14 protein-coding genes are annotated in these 17,689 nt (G+C 62.6%); 7 read left to right on the top strand and 7 right to left on the bottom strand.

All coding sequences use genetic code 11. From position 1 onward, the window contains the following. Nucleotides 1-58: 58 nt before the first annotated feature. The gene (locus AADA15_RS02995) at nt 59-1,759 is read right to left on the bottom strand and encodes a peptide ABC transporter substrate-binding protein (RefSeq protein WP_341640044.1); all 1,701 of its coding nucleotides are present in this window, start codon (nt 1,757-1,759) and stop codon (nt 59-61) included. A 361-nt stretch (nt 1,760-2,120) separates the two neighbouring features. Between AADA15_RS02995 and AADA15_RS02990 the strand changes: the two genes are divergently transcribed. The 5 genes from AADA15_RS02990 (at nt 2,121) to AADA15_RS02970 (ending at nt 8,984) form a co-directional block, all read left to right on the top strand. Then, a complete protein-coding gene (locus tag AADA15_RS02990) occupies nt 2,121-3,941 on the top strand; it encodes an ABC transporter ATP-binding protein (RefSeq protein WP_341640043.1) in 1,821 nt (606 codons plus the stop codon). Nucleotides 3,942-3,945: 4 nt separating this feature from the next. Further along, the gene (argE, locus tag AADA15_RS02985) at nt 3,946-5,112 is read left to right on the top strand and encodes an acetylornithine deacetylase (protein ID WP_341640042.1); all 1,167 of its coding nucleotides are present in this window, start codon (nt 3,946-3,948) and stop codon (nt 5,110-5,112) included. 299 nt (nt 5,113-5,411) lie between these two features. Next, nucleotides 5,412-6,584, top strand: coding sequence for a M20 aminoacylase family protein (locus tag AADA15_RS02980; protein WP_341640041.1), 1,173 nt, complete (start codon nt 5,412-5,414; stop codon nt 6,582-6,584). A 10-nt stretch (nt 6,585-6,594) separates the two neighbouring features. Next, complete coding sequence (locus tag AADA15_RS02975; protein ID WP_341640040.1) at nt 6,595-7,755, top strand: M20 aminoacylase family protein; 1,161 nt, start codon at nt 6,595-6,597, stop codon at nt 7,753-7,755. Nucleotides 7,756-7,820: 65 nt separating this feature from the next. Then, entirely contained in the window at nt 7,821-8,984 is a 1,164-nt protein-coding gene (locus AADA15_RS02970) for a M20 aminoacylase family protein (RefSeq protein WP_341640039.1), read from the top strand. Nucleotides 8,985-9,032: 48 nt separating this feature from the next. Here the strand turns inward: AADA15_RS02970 and AADA15_RS02965 are convergent, their stop codons facing one another. Genes AADA15_RS02965 through moaA form a run of 3 tightly spaced genes read right to left on the bottom strand, consistent with a single transcriptional unit; the run spans nt 9,033 to nt 12,424 of the window. After that, on the bottom strand, nt 9,033-10,082 hold the full coding sequence (locus AADA15_RS02965) for a glycosyltransferase family 4 protein (RefSeq protein WP_341640038.1): 1,050 nt from the start codon (nt 10,080-10,082) through the stop codon (nt 9,033-9,035). Further along, the gene (locus AADA15_RS02960) at nt 10,075-11,415 is read right to left on the bottom strand and encodes a 3-deoxy-D-manno-octulosonic acid transferase (RefSeq protein ID WP_341640037.1); all 1,341 of its coding nucleotides are present in this window, start codon (nt 11,413-11,415) and stop codon (nt 10,075-10,077) included. Before AADA15_RS02960 ends, AADA15_RS02965 begins: the two co-directional genes overlap by 8 nt. 1 nt (nt 11,416) lies before the next feature. Further along, complete coding sequence (gene moaA, locus AADA15_RS02955; protein WP_341640075.1) at nt 11,417-12,424, bottom strand: GTP 3',8-cyclase MoaA; 1,008 nt, start codon at nt 12,422-12,424, stop codon at nt 11,417-11,419. Between the two features lie 112 nt (nt 12,425-12,536). Between moaA and AADA15_RS02950 the strand changes: the two genes are divergently transcribed. Further along, nucleotides 12,537-13,007, top strand: a complete 471-nt coding sequence (locus AADA15_RS02950) for a hypothetical protein (protein WP_341640036.1) — start codon at nt 12,537-12,539, stop codon at nt 13,005-13,007. On the opposite strand, the gene AADA15_RS02945 is transcribed toward AADA15_RS02950, so the two are convergent. The 3 genes from AADA15_RS02945 to glmU are packed head-to-tail and all read right to left on the bottom strand — an operon-like array spanning nt 13,004 to nt 16,884. Beyond that, complete coding sequence (locus tag AADA15_RS02945; RefSeq protein WP_341640035.1) at nt 13,004-13,702, bottom strand: DNA alkylation repair protein; 699 nt, start codon at nt 13,700-13,702, stop codon at nt 13,004-13,006. The two genes, AADA15_RS02950 and AADA15_RS02945, sit on opposite strands and share 4 nt — an antisense overlap. 3 nt (nt 13,703-13,705) lie before the next feature. Beyond that, a complete protein-coding gene (gene glmS / locus AADA15_RS02940; protein WP_341640034.1) occupies nt 13,706-15,529 on the bottom strand; it encodes a glutamine--fructose-6-phosphate transaminase (isomerizing) in 1,824 nt (607 codons plus the stop codon). Further along, complete coding sequence (glmU, locus tag AADA15_RS02935; RefSeq protein ID WP_341640033.1) at nt 15,529-16,884, bottom strand: bifunctional UDP-N-acetylglucosamine diphosphorylase/glucosamine-1-phosphate N-acetyltransferase GlmU; 1,356 nt, start codon at nt 16,882-16,884, stop codon at nt 15,529-15,531. The genes glmS and glmU overlap by 1 nt, the downstream gene beginning before the upstream one ends. A 130-nt stretch (nt 16,885-17,014) precedes the next feature. On the opposite strand from glmU, the gene AADA15_RS02930 reads away from it, so the two are divergent. Continuing rightward, entirely contained in the window at nt 17,015-17,677 is a 663-nt protein-coding gene (locus AADA15_RS02930; protein WP_341640032.1) for an HAD-IA family hydrolase, read from the top strand. Nucleotides 17,678-17,689 lie beyond the last annotated feature (12 nt).

Here is a 17,689-nt window from a genome sequence, read left to right as displayed (position 1 = left end):
GACAGGAATGGCAAGAGGCCCCGGCTGAAAACCGGGGCCTCGAGGGACCGAAGGTCGCTTACTTGATGCGATACCAGTCAGCGATGTCCCAGAGTTCGCTGTCCCAGACGTTCAGGACGTGACCGCCGAGGGAGTTGGCCTGACCGGACAGACGACCACGGTGAACCAGCGGGATCATGCCGCCTTTTTCAAAGATCATCGTGTTCAGCTGCTGGCCGATTTCCGCGCGCTTGCCTGCGTCGGCAGTCTTGGTCAGCTCTGCGTGCAGCGCGTCGAACTCTTCATCGCAGAAGCGGGAGATGTTCTCACCCTGCCACTGGGACGCCGGGCTCGGAGCCTTGTCGCACAGGCCGTTGCCGAAGTAGGACTGCGGGTCGGTGCCGTTGAAGGTGTTGGCATACATCTCAACGTCGGCATAGAACTTCTGGAAGGTGTCCGGGGAGCCCGGGTCACCACCGAAGAAGACCGATGCGTTGATGTTGCGCAACTCGGTTTCGATACCGATCTCGCTCCACCACTGCTTGATCAGAGCCTGGAAGTCCTGACGCACGGCGTTGGTCGAGGTCTGGTACAGGATCTTCATCGGCTTGCCGTCCGGGGTCTCGCGAACGCCGTCACCGTTGGTGTCCTTGTAGCCGGCATCGTCCAGCATCTTGTTGGCGCCGGCGATGTCTTGCACGTCGCAGCCTTGGATGTCGGCAGCGTAGATGGCAGGTGCCGGAACCCAGTTACAGGTCACTTTGCCGGCCTTGCCGTAGCCGATTTCAACCAGCAGCGGGCGGTCGATGGCCATGGACATGGCTTTGTAGACGGCCGGATCGCTCAGGAAGGGGTGCGGACGCACGACCGAACGCTCGTCCGGGCCAAGCGCCGGATCGGGGTTGGTGTTGTTCAGCATGATGCGCTCGACCAGCGGGCCGAAGCCTGCGATCGCCTTGCCTTTGCCGCCGGCTTCCATCTGGGCGATGACGTCGGGCGCCAGCTGCAGGTTCCAGGCGTAGTCGAATTCGCCGGTTTCCATCACGGCGCGACCGGCTGCGGTTGCATCGCCGCCACCTTTGAACAGGACCTTGCCGAAGGCAGGCTTGGCCGGATCACGGTAGTTCGGGTTCGCCGAGAAGGTGATCACGTCGTTCGGCTTGAACTCATCGACCACGAAGGGGCCGGTGCCGACCGGGTTGAAGTTGGCCTCGGTGCATTCAGGCGCCTTGGCGCCCAGGCACTCGGCGAACTGTGCCGCCTGGATGATCGGGCTTTCGCCGCCCACGAAGGGACCATAGGGGAAGGGGGTCGGGCCGCCGAAGGTGACCTTGACGGTCAGATCGTCCGGGGTTTCAACCGAGGTCACGCCTTCGAACTTGGTCACCTGTGCACAGCCACCTTCGGGGTGGGTGCAGTACTCATAGGTGAACTTCACGTCGTTCGAGGTGAAGGGGGTGCCATCGGACCAGGTCAGGCCGGGTTTGATTTTCCAGGTGATCGAGGTCAGGTCTTCGCTCACGCCGCCATTGGCAACGGTTGGGATCTCTTCCGCCAGGAAGGGCACCATCTGACCTTGGGGATCATAGCGGGCCAGCGGCTCGATAACCAGCGATGCGGCCTCGACGTCCTTGGTGCCGCCCGAAAGGAACGGGTTCATGATCGACGGGGCCTGCCAGTAGATGATGCTCACCTGGCCATCGGCGCCGCGCTCGGCAAAGGCTGCCGGAGCAAGCGCTGCCGATGCAATAGCCCCCATCAAAAGGGTCTTAGTTTTCATTTCACACTCTCCTTGTCGAACACAGAAACGGTGTTCTTAGTGTTATTTGGCCGGGCCAAATGACCCGCCCTGTTGCCGCATCGCTGCGGATGGTTCGTCGTACCACCGGGAGGCTGGTAGGGGCTGCAGTTGGCCTGCGCCACACTCCAGTGCGCCTGACCTTGCGTAGCCACGAATTCCCCCGGCGAACAGTGGGGGTATCGAAACAGAGTTTGCGGAAATTGCAAGCCTTTGGATCCAAAATTTCCCCCTGACCCCTCGCATAGGTTTGACGAAGGTTCGCGGATCAGCTTACATCACGTGCTTGAAACACTGCCATTGATGCAGTGGACAAAGAGAACGCCATAAGGGGACGACTGGGGTGCTGGATCAACCAATTGCACAAATTAAAGGCTTGCGGGTCGAATTTCAGACCAAGGACGGACCGGTCGTGGGGGTCGAGAACGTCTCGTTCGACGTCAATCCCGGCGAAACCGTTTGCATTGTGGGCGAATCTGGGTCGGGCAAGTCGGTCTCGTCCCTGTCGCTGATGCGCCTTGTGGAGTTTGGCGGTGGCGAAATTTCGGGCGGGGAATTGCTGTTCAACGGTCGTGGCGGCGATACCACCGATCTCGCCCAGGCCGAACAGGAGATGATGAAGCAGATTCGCGGCAACGAGATCGGGATGATCTTCCAGGAGCCGATGACGGCTCTGAACCCTGTTTTCACCGTGGGCCGCCAGCTGACCGAAGGGCTGCGCATCCACAAGGGCATGACCAAAAAACAGGCGGAAGAGCGCGCGCTCGAACTGCTGCGTCAGGTCCGCATCCCCGAGCCGGAGCGCCGTCTCAAGCAGTATCCGCATGAGCTGTCTGGCGGCATGCGTCAGCGGGTGGTGATCGCCATGGCCATGGCCTGTGAGCCACGTCTGCTCATTGCCGATGAACCTACCACCGCGCTTGATGTGACGATCCAGGCCGAGATTCTTGCCCTGATGGACCGTCTCAAGCGTGAGACCGGCACGGCGGTGATGTTCATTACCCACGATATGGCCGTCGTGGCGCAGATGGCAGACCGGGTGGTCGTCATGTACCGGGGCAACAAGGTCGAGGAAGGCACAGTCACCGAGATCTTCGAGAACCCACAGCACGATTACACCAAGGCTCTTTTGGCTGCTGTGCCGAAACTTGGTGAGATGATCGGCAAGGACTACCCAGAGCCGATGAAGCTGATGGGCGTCGAAGGTCAGAAGATCGAACCGATCAAGGGCACGGACGAGGTGCTGCTCGAGGTGAAGAACCTCACCACGCGTTTCCCGGTTAAAGGCGGGCTGTTGCGCCGCACCGTGGCCAATGTGCATGCGGTCGAGGATGTCTCTTTCAAGGTCTTTAAGGGGCAAACCCTGTCGCTGGTCGGCGAATCGGGATGTGGCAAGTCCACGGCGGGCCGCTCGATCCTGCGCCTCGTGGAGCCGCTGTCGGGCGAAGTGAACTTCGAGGGACGCAACATCCTGGATCTGAACAACTCAGACCTGCACAAGGCGCGCCTTGATATGCAGATGATCTTCCAGGATCCCTTTGCCTCGCTCAATCCGCAGATGCAGCTGATGGATCAGGTGGCCGAACCGATGCGCAACTACGGGCTGGCCTCGGGATCGGAATTGCAGGACCGGGTGGCGTCTTTGTTTGACCGGGTGCACCTGCCGCGCAGCTTCATGCGTCGCTTCCCCCATGAGATGTCCGGCGGTCAGCGTCAGCGGATCGCCATTGCCCGCGCGCTGGCCCTGAACCCCAAGCTGATTGTCGCGGACGAGGCGGTCTCGGCGCTTGATGTGTCGGTGCAGGCGCAGGTGCTGAACCTGATGATGGAGCTGCAATCCGAACTGGGGCTTTCGTTCCTCTTCATCAGTCACGACATGGCCGTGGTTGAGCGCGTAAGCCATCAGGTGGGCGTGATGTACCTGGGGCGCATCGTGGAAATCGGCCCGCGCGACCGTGTCTTCGCCAATCCGCTGCATGCCTATACCCAGGCGCTGATGAAGGCGGTGCCCATCGCCGACCCGCGCCAGCGCAAGAGCGAGAAGGATCTGAACTTCAAACCGATACCCTCTCCGATCCACCCGGTCGGCTACAAGCCGGAGCCGTCGGAATACCTGGAGATCGAACCGGGGCACTTCGTCCTGACCACCGACAGCGGGTATTGATCCCGTGGCTGAAGTTCTGTCGCCGCTCCAGCTGATGGAGAAACTGGTGTCTTTCCCGACGGTCAGCCGGGAGACCAACCTGCCTCTGGTCGAATGGGTGGAAGGGTATCTTTCTGCCCACGGCATCACGCCGCACCGCTGGACCGACCCCGAGCAGCCCCACAAGGCGGCGGTCTTTGCGCATGTGGGGCCGATGGTCGAGGGCGCCGTGGTCCTGTCGGGGCATACCGATGTCGTGCCTGTCGATGGCCAGCCCTGGGACAGCGACCCCTTCACGGTGGTCGAAAGGGACGGCAAATACTTTGGCCGCGGCTGCTGCGACATGAAGGGGTTCGACGCGCTTGCGATCTGGGCCCTGGTCGAGGCCCACCGGCGCGGCGTCAAACGTCCCTTGCAGCTGGCGCTCTCCTTTGACGAGGAAATCGGCTGCACCGGGGCGCCGCCGATGATCGAGGCGATGCAGCCCGTCCTGCCCAAGGGCAGCGCGGTCATCGTGGGGGAGCCGTCGATGATGAAGGCGGTCACCGGCCACAAGGGCGGCATCGGCTATGACACGCATCTCGTGGGCTTTGAGGTGCACAGCTCCCTGATGCATACCGGGGTCAGCGCCATCATGCAGGGCGCGCGGCTGATTGACTGGGCCAACCAGCGCAATGCGGAAAACGCGGTCCAAACACCGGGAGAGATCCCGGCCATGTTCACGCCGCCCTACACCACCTGCCACGTGGGCATGATCGAAGGCGGCACCGCCCACAATATCACCGCCAAGGACTGCCGCTTCGTGATGGATTTCCGCGTGGTGCCGGGTGAGAATACCGCAGATTGGGAAGCCGCCTACCTGGCCGAGGTGGCCCGCATCGAGGCGGAGATGCAAACGGTTCATCCCGACACGCGCATCGAGGTCAGCAAGAAATTCAATGTTCCCGGACTGGTCCCCGAGCAGGAGGGCGCGGCCGAAACTCTGGTGCGCGCGATCACCGGCGACAACGGCAGCCATGTGGTCAGCTACGGCACCGAGGCGGGACAGTTTCAGGAGGCGGGTTACTCGGCAGTGATCTGCGGTCCCGGAGACATCGCTCAGGCTCATCAGCCCAATGAGTTCATCACCGTGGCGCAGTTCAACGCGGGCCATGATTTCATGCAAAAACTTCTGGGGCGCCTTGCGGCCTGACCAGGTTCTGGCCAGCTGACGGGGTACGCCCGCTGGCCTTTTCGCCTTTGCCCCTGAGCAAAACATGTGCGCTCGCAAATATTTTTTTGAGACGTCCTGAGAGGGCATATTGAAGTCTCCGCCAATGGATGCTTCGTAAGCCCCTGAAAGAACGGGCCTGCTGGGGCTGTGCGCCAAAAGCACGTCAGTCTTGCGGGATGGGTTGCGGAACTCGTGGTTTGAGATACTTGCGAAAGCAATTGTTTTGCCAGACAGTGCCCGCAGACCACATTGAGACCGCTTCAACCAAGAGGGACAGGATGCCAGTCAAGAATCGTTTTGCCGAGATGCAGGAAGAGATCACCAAGTGGCGCCGCCATCTGCATGAGAATCCTGAACTCCTCTACGAGGTGCATAAAACTGCGGCATTTGTCGTAGAGCGGCTCAAGGAAATCGGACTCGACGAGAGCGCCATCACCACCGGCATCGGCCGGACCGGCGTGGTCGCGGTGATCGAGGGCAAGACCAACACTTCGGGGCGGGTGATCGGCCTGCGCGCCGATATGGACGCGCTGCCCATCCACGAGGCCTCGGGCGTGGACTATCCCTCCAATACACCGGGCGTGATGCATGCCTGCGGTCATGACGGTCATACCGCGATCCTGCTGGGGGCGGCCAAATACCTGTCGGAGACTCGCAATTTCGATGGCAAGGTCGTCCTGATCTTCCAGCCCGCCGAAGAGGGCGGCGCGGGTGGCAAGGCCATGTGTGACGATGGTCTGATGGAGCGCTGGGGCATTCAGGAGGTCTATGGCCTTCACAACATGCCCGGGCTGCCGGTCGGACAGTTTGCCACCCGCCCGGGCGCGCTCCTGGCCTCATCTGACGAGTTCGAGATCACCGTGACCGGCAAGGGCGGACATGCCGCCGCGCCCCATGAGGCAATCGATACCACTCTGGTCGCCTCGCAGATCGTGGTTTCGCTGCATTCCATCGTGTCGCGCAATGTGAACCCGGTGAAACGGGTTGTTCTGACCGTGGGCACTTTTGAGACCGACAGCACGGCCTCCAACGTGATTGCCCATCAGGCGCGTCTGCAGGGCACCGTGCGCACGCTCGACACGGAATACCGCGCGCTTGCCGAGGGCTGGGTACGGCAAGTGGCGGAAAATGTCGCCGCCGCCTATGGCGCCACGGCCAAGGTGGAATGGACCCCGGGCTATCCCGTCACAATCAACACGCCAGATGAAACCCAATATGCGGTTGCGGCTGCGCGGGCTGTTTCCCCGGATGTGATTGAAGAGACCGATCCGATCATGCCGTCAGAAGATTTCGCCTATATGCTGGAAGAACGCCCCGGTGCCTATATCTTCCTTGGCAATGGCGACACGGCCATGTGCCACCACCCGGCCTACGTGTTCGACGACGAAGCGATCCCCTTGGGGTGCAGCTGGTTTGCCGAACTGGTCGAACGACGAATGCCCGCCGCCTAAGGAGAGAAAAATGCCCGTCAAGAACCGCGCTGCAGAGTTTCAGGAAGAGGTCGCCGGCTGGCGACGCGACATTCACGAACACCCAGAGATCCTGTATGACACGCACCGGACCTCGGCGCTGGTTGCCGAAAAGCTGAAAAGCTTTGGCTGCGACGAGGTGGTGACGGGCATCGGGCGAACCGGCGTTGTGGCCGTTATTCGCGGTCGCACCGATACCAGGGGCCGCGCGATTGGCCTGCGGGCCGACATGGACGCGCTGCCGATGCAGGAACAGACTGGCCTGCCGCATGCCTCGATGATCCCCAATGCCATGCATGCCTGCGGCCACGACGGCCATACCGCGATGCTCTTGGGGGCAGCAAAATACCTGGCCGAGACCCGCAATTTCGATGGCACCGCCGTCGTGATCTTTCAGCCCGCTGAAGAGGGCGGCAATGGCGGCGAGGCCATGGTCAAGGACGGCATGATGGAGCGGTTCGGCATCGACGAGGTCTATGCCATCCACAACAGTCCCGGCATCGAGGCGGGCAAGTTCGCGATCCGTCCAGGCCCGATCTTGGCCTCGGTCGATGAGTTCACCCTGCACCTCAAGGGGCGCGGCGGCCATGGTGCCAAGCCACATATGACCGTCGATACGACGGTGATGATGTGCCACATGATCGCCGCGCTACAGACCATTGTCTCGCGCAATATGGATCCGATCGAGAAGGCCGTCATGACGCTGACCAGCGCCGAGACCTCCTCCAAGGCGTTCAACGTGATCCCCGACAGGGCCGAGGTGCGCGGCACCATCCGCACCCATTCCGAAGAGGTGCGCGCCATGATCCCCAAACGGATCAAGGAGATCGCCGAGGGTGTTGCGCAGACCTTCGGCGGCTCGGTCGAAGTCGAGATGCGCATTGGCGTGCCCGTTACCATCAACGATGAGGCCGCGACTGAATACGCCCGCGAGGCCGCCGAAGCCGTGACGAGCTGCGGAGACGTGCCGATCCTGATGGGCGGAGAGGATTTCTCCTTCATGCTGATGGAGCGTCCGGGCGCCATGATTCGCCTTGGCAATGGCAACAGCGCGGGGCTCCACCATCCCGAATACGATTTCAACGACGAGATCATCCCGGCCGGTATCAGCTGGTTTGCAGAACTCGTCGAAAGAAGAATGCCCGCGGCCTGAACCGCCGCGCGTGCCACCGGCGCAAATAGCGCCGGACAAAACAGATAACAAAAGGAGTGAATGATATGCCGGTCAAGAACCGTTTTGCCGAGCTTCAGGACGAAATCACCGCCTGGCGCCGCGATTTGCACGAAAACCCCGAGATCCTGTTCGAAACCCACCGCACTTCGGCGCTTGTGGCCGAAAAGCTGAAGGAATTCGGCTGCGACGAAATCGTCACCGGCATTGGCCGCACTGGCGTGGTGGGGGTGATCAAGGGCAAGTCCGACACCTCGGGCAAGGTCATTGGCCTGCGCGCCGACATGGACGCGCTGCCGATCCACGAACAGACCGGGCTGGAGTACGCCTCCAAGACCGCGAATGCCATGCATGCCTGTGGCCATGACGGCCACACCGCCATGCTGCTGGGCGCAGCCAAATACCTGTCGGAAACTCGCAACTTTGACGGCACGGTTGTGGTGATCTTCCAGCCCGCCGAAGAAGGCGGCGGCGGCGGCAAGGAAATGTGCGACGATGGCATGATGGCGCGCTGGAATATCCAGGAAGTCTACGGCATGCACAACTGGCCCGGCAAACCGATTGGCAGCTTTGCGATCCGTCCCGGTGCCTTCTTTGCGGCGACCGACACCTTCGACATCACTTTCGAAGGGCGCGGCGGCCATGCGGCGAAACCGCATGAGACCATCGACACCACCGTGATGACCGCCCAGGCGGTTCTGGCACTGCAGACCATTGCATCGCGCAACGCGGACCCGGTTGACCGCGTCGTCGTGTCGGTCACCTCGTTCGAGACCTCCTCGAAGGCCTTCAACGTGATCCCGCAGCGGGTCCAGATCAAGGGCACCGTGCGCACCATGTCCAAGGAGATGCGCGATCTGGCCGAAAAGCGGATCAAGGAAATCTGCGCAGGCGTTGCCGCGACCTTTGGCGGCACGGCGGACGTCACCTACAACCGCGGCTACCCTGTCATGGTGAACCACGAGGAGCAGACCGAATTCGCGGCCAAGGTTGCGAGCGACATTTCCGGCAGCTGCGATGAGGCACCGCTGGTCATGGGCGGTGAGGATTTCGCCTATATGCTGGAAGAGCGCCCCGGCGCCTATATCCTGGTCGGCAACGGCGACAGCGCCGATGTGCACCACCCGGAATACAACTTCAATGACGAGGCCATTCCGGCGGGTTGCAGCTGGTGGGCCGGTATTGTCGAGCAGCGCATGCCTGCCGCTTGAGGCGATCTTGACTGGAAAGAGAAGGCCCGGTTTTTTGCCGGGCCTTTCTTATGCTCGGCCCTCGGACCAGAGCGATTGATAGACGGCTTCGATCCCCTCGGCCTCTGATCTTGCGCTGAAACTGTGCTGGGCGATGTCGCGGGCATTTCGGGCCATTTGCGCGTGGCGCCCCGGATCGCTCAGGATGCTGCGTGCCGCTTCCGCCGCTGCCGATCCGGCCTCCAGCGGGACAATCATCCCGCTTCTGCCCTGCGCCGAAAAGGCGCGGTAATACCCTGCTTCGGAGCCCACAAACGGCACGCCGCTGGCCATCGCTTCAAGTGGGGCCATGCCGTAGCCTTCGTATCGGGGAAGCTGCACCACCAGCGACAGGGCGCGCATGACCTGGGGCAGATTGGTGGCCGGGATTTCACCGGGAAACAGGATGCGATCCGTGAGGCCCGCAGCCGCGATGCGGGTCTTCAGATCCTTCAGGAACCCCTGATGCTTTCGTGCGGCCCGCCCGATCACGAGGGCAACCGCCCCCGGCAGCGACGGCAACAGACTGATCATCGCATCGACAAAGACATCGGTGCCCTTTTCTGGCCGGATCCGCCCCACAGTCGCAATCCCGAGGTTTCCGCCATACCCAAGCGCCGCCCAGGCGGTTGCGCGGTTTTCGGCAGGCCGGAACAGATCGGTATCCACCCCATGGGGCACCACCGCGCGCACATGGGGGACGAATTCTGCGGCCTTTTCCGTGGTGGCGACAACCGCGTCCATCCGGCTGATCAGCCAGCGCGGAAAGGCCGAATGCCGCCGCTGCGCCGCCGAGGTGAAGACAATGCGGATGGGCAGGCGCAGTACGTCCCGTGCCCAGATTGCGGCACGCATCTCCGTATTCCTGCGAACGTGCCAGATAGCAAAGGGTTTGCCCTCTGGCGCCTTGTGGCACAGACGCCGTGCCTCGGCGGTGGAAATTGGGGCAGGGCATCCCGGCAGGGCACGGCCCACCAGGCGCAGATCGTGGGTCAGGGCCTGTTGTCGGACCACATTGGCGGCGGTGGCCGAAACGCCGGTGAAATTGCGGTTGAAGTTGGTGACAAAGAGATCAGCCATCGGACTGCGCCTGCGCTGCGGCCAATCCCAGCCTTTCGATGAGAAGCTCCGTGATCCCGTCGAGCTTTTGAGCCTGCTCCTTAGCATAGCCGCTCGCAGCGCCGCGCGCGGCCTCCAAAGCTGCGGTGTCGCTGAGCCAGTTTCCGGCTGCCTGCACCAGTTCCGCCGCATCGGCCACTTCAATCGCCCCGCCAGCGGCGATAAGCGGCGGAAAGGTCTCGGCAAAATTCTGGGTGCCGGGGCCTGTGATCACGGCTGCGCCAGCATTGGCCACCTCAAAGGGATTGTGCCCGCCGATGGGCAATAACGAGCCGCCCAGGAAAACGACGGGGGAGAGAGCATAGAAGGTGCCCAGTTCTCCTAGCGTGTCGGCAAGGTAGACCTGGGTTTGCGGTGAAAGCGCCTCACCGGTGCTGCGTCGGGCCAGGGAAAGGTCGGCTTTGTCGATCAGCGTGCAGAGGTCCTCGGCGCGCTCCGGGTGACGGGGGATTAGCACGAGGCAAAGGTCAGGATGGCGCTCCAGAAGAGCCTTGTGGGCGTTCAGGACGATTTCTTCTTCGCCCTTGTGGGTGGAGGAGGCGATCCACGCCGTACGCTTTCCGATTGCCTCGCGGAGCGCCTTCAGGGCTGTCTGGTCCACGGGCAGCGGCGCAGCACCGGCCTTGAGGTTGCCCCCCGGAAGGACCCGCGCGGGATCTGCTCCCAGAGAGATGAGGTCTTGCGCCATCTGGTCGTTCTGGCTGAGCAACAGATCGAATCGCGACAGGATGAACCGGGCGGTTGCGGCGCGCTTGTGCCAGCTCTGGAGTGATCGCGCAGAGAGGCGGGCATTGACGAGCGCCAGTCGGGTGCCGGATTTCCGGGCCGCATTGAGCGTGACAGGCCACAGCTCGCTTTCCACGAATATTCCTGCATCTGGGCGCCAATGGGCTAGGAAACGGCGGACCGGTCCAGCGGCATCCAGCGGTGCGAACTGGTGGACCGCACAGTCCGGCAGGCGTTTTTCGGCCATCACCGCAGAGGTGGCTGTGCCAGAGGTCAACAGAAACCCCGCTTCGGGCAGCCGTGCAGACAGACGGTTTATCAGAGTGATTGCCGCCAGGCTTTCCCCGACAGAGGCACCGTGAAACCAGATCAGCGGTGCATGGTGGGGCAGCGCTGGGCGCGGCTGGCTGGCGTGCCCCATGCGTTCGCGCTGGCGCGCCTCGGGAACACCCTGCGCGGCGAGTTTTGCCGCCACTTTGCGATAGGCAAAGGGCGCAATCATCGCGGTCGCGGCGCGATAGGCGTGAAACAGGGCCGTGGCCTTGCCGCCGGCGTGTGAGGAGGTCATCTCAGCCGCCGGTGTGGCTCATGTGGCGGGGCATCTGCCCGCCAAGCGTCTGACGGGAGTAGTCGAAATCATGCCCCTTGGGCTTGAGATTGATCGCAGCGCGGATCGCCTCTTCGAGCGGAGCCTCGGTGTCGGGGTGATCGCGCAGCGGCGCGCGCAGATCCGCCATGTCCTCCTGGCCGAGGCACATGTACAATTCGCCCGTGCAGGTAAGACGCACGCGGTTGCAGCTTTCGCAGAAATTGTGGCTGAGCGGAGTGATAAATCCGATCTTCTGCCCGGTTTCCTCAAGCCGCACATAGCGGGCCGGGCCGCCGGTGCGTTCAGCAAGGTCCGTGACCGTGTAGTGGTTTTCGTATTCTTTGCGCACATCCTTAAGGGACCAGTACTGATCGAGACGATCCTCATTGCCGATGTCGCCCATGGGCATGACTTCAATCCAGGTGAGGTCCATGCCCCGCTCTGCGCACCAGCGAGTGATCTGAGGCAGCTCCGGCTCGTTGAAGCCTTTGAGGGCCACCGCATTGATCTTGATCCGAAGGCCTGCCTTCTGCGCCGCATCAATGCCGCGCAGCACCTGGGGCAGGCGGCCCCAGCGGGTCACATCCGCGAATTTCTGCTCGTCCAGCGTATCAAGCGAGACATTGACGCGCCGCACCCCCGCATCAAACAGGTCCTGAGCGTACTTCTCCAGCTGCGAGCCATTTGTTGTGAGCGTCAGCTCTTTCAGGGCGCCGCTGTCCAGATGCCGGGACATGGCGCGGAAGAATGTCATGATATCGCGCCGCACCAGAGGCTCACCGCCAGTAATGCGCAGTTTCTCGACCCCCATGCCGACAAAGGTGGAGCAGAGCCGGTCCAGCTCTTCCAGCGTCAGCAGTTCCTTTTTGGGCAGAAAGGTCATGTTTTCCGACATGCAGTAGACGCAGCGGAAATCACAACGGTCGGTGACCGAAACGCGCAGGTAGGTGATGGCGCGGGCGAAGGGATCTATCAGCGGAGCAGTCATGGCAGAATAGGTAAAGCGCGCTTGGCCCTGCGGCAAGAGGGGAGTGCATTTTCATGAAACAAGGTCCGATTTTCATCTGGTCAGACGCCCGGACGGACCGTAGGTTCGGATCATGCGACTGTTGACCCTTACATCCTCCGCCCTTTCGCTTCTGCTGCTTGGCGGCTGCGGCGACTTTGAAATGCCAAAGCTTCCCAGTCTCAAGAAGGAAGAGCCTGCACCGCTGCCAGAACAGACCGGCCCGCAGGTGCCTTTGGATGCGACGGGCGGTGCCCTCGATGTGCCCGAGCAGACTGTTGAGGTGCCCGCGGAAGAGGAGGTCGCGCCCGAGACGGTCTTTACCGGGACAGAACAGGTTATCGCCTCGCTGGGTGATCCGGCGGTGCCCGGACTTTGGATGGAAACCTCTCTGGTCAGCAGTCCGCAAAAGGCGCGGCTGCGCAGTGCCAACGGGTCCGAAGTGGTCGTGACACTGAAACCCTCCCCGACGGGGGGCAGCGCGCGGGTGTCGATCGCGGCCATGCGCGCCCTCGGCGTGCCGCTGACCGAACTGGTGGAACTGCAGGTGCGCCCGGCGAGTTAGTCTGCGTCCGGCGCCTCGCCCTTGAGGTGTTTCCCGGCTTCCTTGCGGGCGAAGGGTTTCATCGCAGCACCATGCTCGGCCAGAAACGCGCGCGTGGCCTCGGCATCATGTTTACTGAGATCGCGCAGCCACCAGGCGACAGCTTTCTGGATGAACCAGTCCCGGTCGGGCACATAAGCAGCCGCCCAGCCCAGGATACGGCTCCGACGCGCCTCATCTTCGGGTTTGATATTGTTCAGCTTGGCCCAGGGCAGGGTGGCCACAAGGGCGGCGCGGCGGGTCCACATGTGATCGGAGTGTGTCCAGGTTTCTACCTCATCCAGTCGCGCGGGATCGGCCACCAGCCGTTTCTGCGCCGCCATGCAGGCGTGATCGGCGATCGCCCAGCTGTCGAAATCGGCCAGCCACGAAGACACCAGCGACCAGACAGCTTCGTCACTCTTGATGCGGGCCTGTGTGAGCAGCTTGGCTGCCGCGATGCGGGCTTCAAAGATATCCGTTTCCCACAGTGCACCGGCAAGTGCGACGCGGTCCTCTGTCGACATCGCCTGGCGCCAGCTCTTGGTCAGATCATTGACCGCAGGATTCGGGACGCCCAGCACCTTGCGCGTCTGCTTGTGATAGGCGGCCATCTGCTCGGCGCGCCCCGGCTCGACCAGCGCATTCAGCTGCTCCAGCGCCTCCTCCAGTGTCATGGCCTATTCCACCGTCACGGATTTGGCGAGATTGCGCGGCTGGTCCACATCGGTGCCCTTGGCCACGGCGGTGTGATAGGCCAGCATCTGCGCGGGAAGGGCATAGAGGATCGGCGTCAGGCTGTCGTGGATCTGCGGCATCCGGATGGCCTGCCAGACCTCATCGCCCGCCTCGGCCAGCCCCTCGGCGTCGGAGACCAGCATGACCTTGCCCTTGCGCGCCATCACTTCCTGCATGTTGGACACGGATTTGTCGAACAGCTCATCGCGGGGCGCCATCACCACCACCGGCATGTTGGCGTCAATCAGCGCGATGGGCCCGTGTTTCAATTCGCCCGAGGCATAGGCCTCGGCATGGATGTAGCTGATCTCTTTCAGCTTCAGCGCGCCCTCAAGGGCCAGCGGAAACATCAACCCGCGCCCTAGGAAAAGCACATCGCGCGCTTCGCTCAGCTTGAGAGAGGTCTGGCGGATCGTCTCGTTCTGCTCCAGCGCCGCAGACAGGACATTGGGCAGCCCGCGCAGGGCGGAAACATGCGCCTGAAGATCCTCGTCGCTGATCTCGCCACGGTCGGTCGCGGCCTTCAGTGCAAGCATCAAAAGCACGCTCAGCTGGCAGGTGAACGCCTTGGTCGAGGCGACGCCAATTTCAACACCTGCGTGGATCGGCAGCGCCAGATCGCTTTCGCGCGCGATGGAGCTTTCTGGCACGTTGACCACCGACAGGATCCGGTCCGCCTTCCCCTGACAATAGCGAAGCGCCGCCAATGTATCGGCCGTTTCCCCGGATTGTGAGACAAACAGGGCCGCTGTGCGCGCTGGGATCGGGGGCTCGCGGTAGCGAAATTCGGACGCGATATCGACCTCGACGGGAATGCGGGCCAGTTTTTCGAACCAGTATTTTGCGGTCAGACAGGCATAAAAGGCCGTGCCGCAGGCCACCAGTGTCAGCCGGTCAATTCTGGTGAAGTCGATTCCCTCGCCCGGCAGGTGCACAGCGTCTTCGCCCACCGGCAGATAGTGGCGGATGGCTTCGGCAATCACCGTGGGCTGTTCGGCAATTTCCTTGGCCATGAAATGCTTATGACCGCCTTTATCCACCTGGGCCGCATCCATCTGGATGGTCCTGACCGAGCGATTGGCCAAATCTCCGTTTGCGTCGCGGATCTCGAGGCTGGTGCGGGTCAGCACGGCGCAATCGCCTTCTTCCAGATAGGTGATCCGGTCGGTGAGTGGCGCCAGCGCGATGGCATCACTGCCCACGAACATCTCTCCCTCGCCGTGACCGATCGCCAGCGGGGACCCCTTGCGGGCGGCAACGATCAGATCCTCTTCGCCGTCGAACAGGAAAGCCAGCGCAAAGGCGCCGTCCAGTCGCGACAGGGTCTTGCGGGCTGCCTCTACCGGACCCATTCCGCTCTGCATGTAGTGCTCGGTCATCAGGGCCACGGTTTCGGTATCCGTTTCGGTCTGAAACTTGATCCCCACCTCGGCCAGTTCGGCCCGCAGATCGCGGTAATTCTCGATGATCCCGTTGTGCACCACGGCGACGGCACCCGCGCGATGGGGATGGGCATTCCCGACAGAGGGCGCGCCGTGTGTGGCCCAGCGGGTGTGACCGATGCCCGATTTTCCCGGCAGGGGATCGTGAACAAGAAGATCGCTGAGGTTCACCAGCTTGCCCACGGCGCGGCGGCGATCCAGCTTGCCTTCGTTGACGGTGGCGATCCCGGCGCTGTCATAGCCGCGGTATTCCAGCCGCTTCAGCGCCTCCACCAGCAGGGGCGCGGCCTCATGATTGCCAAGAACTCCGACGATACCACACATCACTTGGCTCCTTTTGTCTTGCGGGCCTTCTTGGCGCGCAGCATGTCCATCAATTTGCGCGCACGCCCCGGCTTGTTTTCTTGCGGGCTGCGCGCGATCGCGAGATCTCCATCCGCGACACTCTTTGTTACGACGGTGCCGCTGGCGGTCATCGCCTCGTTTCCGACGCGCACCGGGGCCACCAGAAGGGTGTTCGACCCGATGAAGGCCCGTGCGCCAATCTCGGTTCGATGCTTCATCACGCCGTCATAGTTGCAGGTGATGGTGCCGGCGCCGATGTTGGTCGCTTCCCCGACCGAGGCATCGCCCACGTAAGACAGATGGTTGACCTTGGCACCCGCTTTGATCTCGGCGTTCTTGATTTCAACGAAGTTGCCGATATGGGTGTCCTCCGCCAGCTCCGCGCCGGGGCGCAGGCGGGCATAGGGGCCGACCTTGGCGCCGCGGCTGACATGGCAGCCTTCCAGGTGCGAGAAGGCGCGGATCAGGGCGCCGCTTTCCACCGTGACGCCGGGGCCGAAAACCACGTTGGGTTCGATGACCGTGTCGCGGCCTACAACCGTATCATAGGCGAAATAGACGGTGTCGGGCGCCATCAGGGTCACGCCGTTCTCCAGCGCCTCGGTTCGGGTGCGGGTCTGGAACAGCGCATCGGCGCGGGCGAGTTCCGCGCGGGAGTTGATGCCCAGCGTCTCGGCTTCATCGCAGGCCACGGCGGTGACGCGTAGCCCCTTGCCGCGGGCCAGCGCCACAAGGTCCGTGAGGTAATACTCGCCCGACGCGTTGTCGTTGCCCACTTCAGCAATCAGGTCGAACATAGCGGGCGCAGCGCAGGCCATCAGGCCCGAGTTGCAGAAGGTGATTTCCCGCTCCGCTTCGCTGGCGTCCTTGAACTCCACGATGCGCTCCAGGCTGTCCCCTTCCATCACCAGCCGTCCGTAGCGGCCTGGATCCGCAGCCTCAAACCCCAGAACTACCAGATCGGCATTGGCGCGTGCCTCGATCATGCGGGTGATCGTCTCGCCGCTGATGAAAGGTGTGTCGCCATAAAGAACCACCACATCGCCGGTGAAACCGGCAAGCGCATCGCGCGCCTGATCCACCGCATGAGCGGTGCCAAGCTGTTCCTCCTGCAGCACCACTTCGGCGCTCTCGTCGATTTCCGCAACTGCGGCACGTACGGCCTCGGCGCCATGACCTGCGACGACCACGATGCGCTCCGGCTCCAGCGCGCGGCCCGCCGCCATGGCATGTTCCAGCATCGGCGCCTGCGCGATGGGGTGCAGAACCTTGGGCAGGTCCGAATTCATCCGCGTGCCTTTGCCTGCGGCCAGGATGACGAGGGCTGTGCTCATGTTATGTTTCTCTTTGTCTTTTCAGCGCCCCCGTTTTATCCGCTAACAATGGGCGCGCAAGGCGTTCAGCCATCAAACTAGGTTGCGTCTTGCAACATCAGGCGGCGGAAATGCGCCGAAGGGGAGCGATATGCGGACTGTGATCTTCGATCTCGACGGAACTCTGGCGGATACGTCGGGCGATCTGCTGGCGGCTGCCAATGCCTGTTTTCGCCAGATGGGACATGGAGATGTGCTGACCCATCCGAATGATGCCGGGATTGCTCTGCGCGGCGGCAAACGCATGCTGACCGAAGGGTTGAAACGTGTCGGCGCATACCGCGAGGCCACGGTCGAGGACTATTACCCCGTCTTGCTGGACGCCTATCGCGAGGCGATTGACCTGCATACGTTCCTTTATCCCGGTGCGATGGAGGCGGTCGAGGCGCTGAAGGTGCGTGGCTACGGCGTTGGCATCTGCACCAACAAGCCGGAGGTGCTGGCCGAACAGCTGATGCGCTCACTTGGCGTGCGCGATGTCTTTGCCTCGCTTGTCGGCGCAGACACGTTGCCGGTGCGCAAACCCGATCCTGCGCCGCTCTTTGAGGCGGCCCGCCGGGCAGGCGGGGATCCTGCCCGAACGGTTCTGATCGGCGACAGCGACACCGACCGCAATACTTCGTCGGCGGCTGGCGTGCCTTCGGTGCTGGTGACCTTTGGCCCCTCCGGCGAGGATATGGCGGCGCTGAAGCCCGACGCGCTGCTGCACCGCTACGAGGACCTGCCCGATTTGGTCGATCAACTGCTGCCCTGAGCGGGCTGGCCG

The organism is Phycobacter sedimenti, from assembly GCF_038148855.1.
Classification (GTDB): Bacteria; Pseudomonadota; Alphaproteobacteria; order Rhodobacterales; family Rhodobacteraceae; genus Phycobacter; species Phycobacter sedimenti.
This window is presented reverse-complemented; position numbering and strand designations above follow the sequence as displayed.